A 419-nucleotide genomic window follows, 5' to 3' on the forward strand; every position below is an offset into this window, starting at 1 on the left:
AGAGTTCCGCGGAGCGTCGCCGTTCGGATGGCGAATGGCGATCCGTCGTGAGGTGGGGGATTCCTCGTGGGTCGTATTCGGACGCAATCGACCGCCATAGCCGATCGGGCGGAGGCGGGCAGTGGCCTGCTGGCCCGGCTGTGCCTGGACGACCCGGAGTTCGAGGCCCGCATGGGCGAGGCGCTGGCCGGTGCGGAGCAGCGGCTCCAGGACTGCGCCCGTGCCGCGGAGGACCCCCGGATCGCCGACCTCACCGGACACCTCGCCTCCGCCGGGGGCAAGCGGATGCGTCCGGTGCTGGTCCTGCTGGGCGCCGAATTCGGGGATCCGTGGCGGCACGGAGTGATCCAGGCCGCCGTCATCGCCGAACTGGTGCACATCTCGTCCCTGTACCACGACGACGTCATGGACGAGCCCGC

Annotated in this window: 1 protein-coding gene; it reads left to right on the forward strand. The window is 70.9% G+C overall.

From position 1 onward, the window contains the following. Positions 1-66: 66 nt before the first annotated feature. A partial coding sequence (locus G3I71_RS48530) for a polyprenyl synthetase family protein (RefSeq protein ID WP_343243316.1) occupies positions 67-419 on the forward strand: 353 nt, incomplete at its 3' end.

Origin of the sequence: Streptomyces sp. SID12501 (genome assembly GCF_010550245.1) — a bacterium.
GTDB lineage: Bacteria > Actinomycetota > Actinomycetes > Streptomycetales > Streptomycetaceae > Streptomyces.